The sequence below is a fragment of the Nostoc sp. CHAB 5715 genome (assembly GCF_020829685.1).
Taxonomy (GTDB): Bacteria; Cyanobacteriota; Cyanobacteriia; order Cyanobacteriales; family Nostocaceae; genus Nostoc.
The window spans coordinates 1-3,138 of record NZ_JAIVFR010000888.1; the positions used below are offsets into that span (position 1 = coordinate 1).

Annotated in this window: 4 protein-coding genes; 1 reads left to right on the top strand and 3 read right to left on the bottom strand. The window is 46.6% G+C overall.

Going from position 1 to position 3,138, the window contains the following annotated elements; translation table 11 throughout:
• Positions 1–638 precede the first annotated feature (638 nt).
• The gene (locus tag LC574_RS33180; RefSeq protein ID WP_229457835.1) at positions 639–1,049 is read right to left on the bottom strand and encodes a hypothetical protein; all 411 of its coding nucleotides are present in this window, start codon (positions 1,047–1,049) and stop codon (positions 639–641) included.
• Between the two features lie 268 nt (positions 1,050–1,317).
• On the opposite strand from LC574_RS33180, the gene LC574_RS33185 reads away from it, so the two are divergent.
• On the top strand, positions 1,318–1,869 hold the full coding sequence (locus LC574_RS33185) for a site-specific integrase (protein WP_229457836.1): 552 nt from the start codon (positions 1,318–1,320) through the stop codon (positions 1,867–1,869).
• A gap of 542 nt (positions 1,870–2,411) precedes the next feature.
• Here LC574_RS33185 and LC574_RS33190 read toward each other — a convergent pair.
• Both LC574_RS33190 and LC574_RS33195 read right to left on the bottom strand, forming a co-directional pair.
• Positions 2,412–2,585 carry a hypothetical protein gene (locus tag LC574_RS33190; protein WP_229457837.1) on the bottom strand — a complete coding sequence of 58 codons (174 nt, stop codon included), beginning with the start codon at positions 2,583–2,585 and terminating at the stop codon, positions 2,412–2,414.
• 131 nt (positions 2,586–2,716) lie between these two features.
• On the bottom strand, positions 2,717–3,138 hold a 422-nt coding region (locus LC574_RS33195), incomplete at its 5' end, for a hypothetical protein (protein WP_229457838.1).

Genomic DNA, 3,138 nt, shown 5'->3' on the forward strand with positions numbered 1-3,138 from the left:
TGGGCAGACAATCACCAGCCGGAAAAGCAATTCAAGCCTTTATTAAAGAGCTAACACGTGGGTGACAAGTGCGCTTTGTGTGCCACAATCGATGGTGACAAGTGCGGTTGCAGTACCACGATCAACGGTGATAAGTCCGGTTACACTGCCACGATCAACGGTGATAAGAGCGGTTGCAGTGCCACGATCGACGGTGACAAGAGCGGTTGCAGTGCGGTTGCAGTGTGTCTACACTGTCTACACCTGTAGACGAAACTGTAGACGGGTAAAACCCGCTCTGGATGCCGTTTTTGGCAACTGTAGACAATTTTTTACGGGCTATTTTTTAACAGAAATTCCCCAAAAATAGGCATTTTTTTCTAATACATTGCTCAAAAACGTAGCAGCGCTAATTTAACAGTTTAGAGCCAGTTCGCACGATATAAGCGCTTAGTGCAACGAAAATTGCAACGCTACTCGATGCAATTTTCAACGCAGCCGGATCGCGATCGCAATTTCTAACTTACTTCTCCTAACTTCCAACTTCCACGAGCTAGCGCCGTGTTGTCGGAAGTTGAAGTCGGAAGTTACCGCAAGCAAGAGCGCTGCAACCCGCCGCCGCCGATTACGGACAAAATCGCCCGAAGATCGCCAAGTTTTTATTTGCTGGACTCGCTTGATTCTTCTTGCAGGTCTTTGTTTAGTGCAAGATAAACTTCCATGCAATGCGCTGGTTTACGCTCGAAGCCGCTTTCTGCCATTTGAATAAAAGAGTTCAAGGTATCGATATTTGTAGACCACTCGTAACCCGCTGCTTTTCCTTTTTTGGCAATTGTGTAGATCATGCCAGCCAAATCACCGTCATTCTCAATGCAGAGTTTTTCTAGTTTTTGAAACTGCTGTTTGTAAACATCAATCTCCGTTGGTTGCTTTTTCCCATCCTTTAATGCCAAGGCTTTTGGATAGTCGATTGTTTCTGAAGCCTTTGTAGAAGGATTTTGTTGCGTTCGCGCCTGGACAGAACAGCCGACTAGCAACGCCACTAACAGACCTGCAAAAAGTTTTTTCATGGGGATTTCTTGTACCTGCATTCATAATGCCCATATTTGTCATTTTTTACACATGAATACAGACAGACTCACCGTAGATAAGAAGAAGTTATTTAAAAAGCCTCAAAACCTGATTCTCTCGTGTGTAGATAGAGAAAAGGATTCATAAGCCAGGATTAATTAACCCAAAAACCCAACAATCGGCAACGAAGAATCAATAGTTTACGCCTAGCATTCCACGTTATGGAGATTTGGTGTAGAGTACTGGAATGCTTACTCCACTTGGGTTATGAAGGTTAACGGCAACGGACGAGCCAAAATTCTCACCTCCGACGAACTCAGGCGATTATTCAGCGACGGGTTCATGACGGAGCGCGATCGCGCTTTGTTTGGCATCTGCTTGTACACGGGTTGCCGCGTCAGTGAAGCCCTCAAGCTCCAAACTACAGACATCAAAGGCGAAACACTCACATTCAGGAAGTCTACCACCAAAGGGAAACTCAAAACCCGCGCCATCGAAATCGAGCCAGGACTAGCCGCCATACTTGCTGCCTATCACCCCAAGCCAGGCCCCATGTTCCCAGGTGTACGCGGCGTCACCGAACGCCTCACCCGTTACGCCGCCGACAAAATTCTTCGCGCTGCTGCATTGCGCGTTCACTTGGAGGGAGTCAGTACCCACAGCTTCCGGCGTACTGCCCTCAATCAAATGTCTAGCGCTAACATCCCCTTGCGCCACATCCAAGAAATTAGCGGTCACAATGACCTTGGGACATTGCAACGCTACCTTGAGGTCACCCCCGAACAGCGACGCAAAGCACTTTCTGTAATTGGGTTTTGATATCAGGAAATGCTGTATAGAACCCTATGGGTGCTAAAAAAGGACACGGCTTTTATCGCCCGTAACGCGATCGCCCTTGCGGAGCCTTAACCCCTCCCGCCGGCAAACATCCGCAAACAATGCTTAGGGATACTATGCCGAAGTACGACATACCCAACTCCACTGCTCAAAAAATTATGTTAATAGGTTAACCTGTTAACAAAATGTTTTGAGCAAGTGAAACTCGATTGAGGGTTAAGGCTCAACCGGGAGAGTTGGCGGTCAGTCGAGAGTAACAGGCAAGATTTTTAATCCACGCTAATATTTTTTCGGCAAGTTAACTTGTCACTGGTTTAATATTTGCTTTAATTGCAGTGCCAGCGATGGAGTTAGTTTCTTCGACATTAACCCCAAAGAAACCAAGTCCACCGATCATCACCCAGTTCGTGTCGGACAGTATACTTATCGACGGATGATTTACCTGCTGAAAAACCATCAAAAAATCTCGGAAGGGTTTAACCCTTTCCGCTAAAAAAACACGCTGTCAAACAATAGCCGCGCACTCATGCTGCTAAAAGTCGAGAGTGCAGCAACTCATTACCGCGTTGCATCCTGACGCAGACTGTACAGCAATTCTCACCACCATCAAATTTTTGCAACGGTAGAGCGTGAGTAGCGCGGATTTTACGACCGCACAAAGTAAACCAAGTTTGCTCACGCGGTTCCTGCTTGTCCATTAGGTGCAACACTCCGCTTTGGCTTATCTGCCTTCCTAGTACATCCATACCAAATACACTCGCGTTTCTTGCCTAGTGTATAAAGTTTGACAAATGTCCTGCAAGCAATTGCAAAAATTTGCTGGACTACATTAGGTTATCCGCTTTTCGATTTTTGACACTGTACCTCGAACAGGCCCCACCTCTAAGTCATTAACCACAATTTCCCCATTCGGGAACTCAGCCTCAATATCTCTCTTCATCTGGGGTCTTGCCACAGGCACTTTATCCCACCTTAAACGCCACATCATCAGCGATGCCTCAACGGGATCTACATTGGCATTAAGAGAACGCTCTTGAGGGTTTTCTGGTTTCCATCCTCGTTTAATTGCCACAATTAGGCAGTTAGTAGGCTTCTGAACCTGATTGATTTTGCAATATTCTAAAAACGCCTCTACAGCATCCGCTAGGTCATCACGGTTCACCAAGGCGGCGGCACGAAGCAAGTCCTCGTTGTCAAGCTTAACTCCCATCAACTTTAATTGATTTGGTTTTAAAAGGTCGGGCGCGGCGG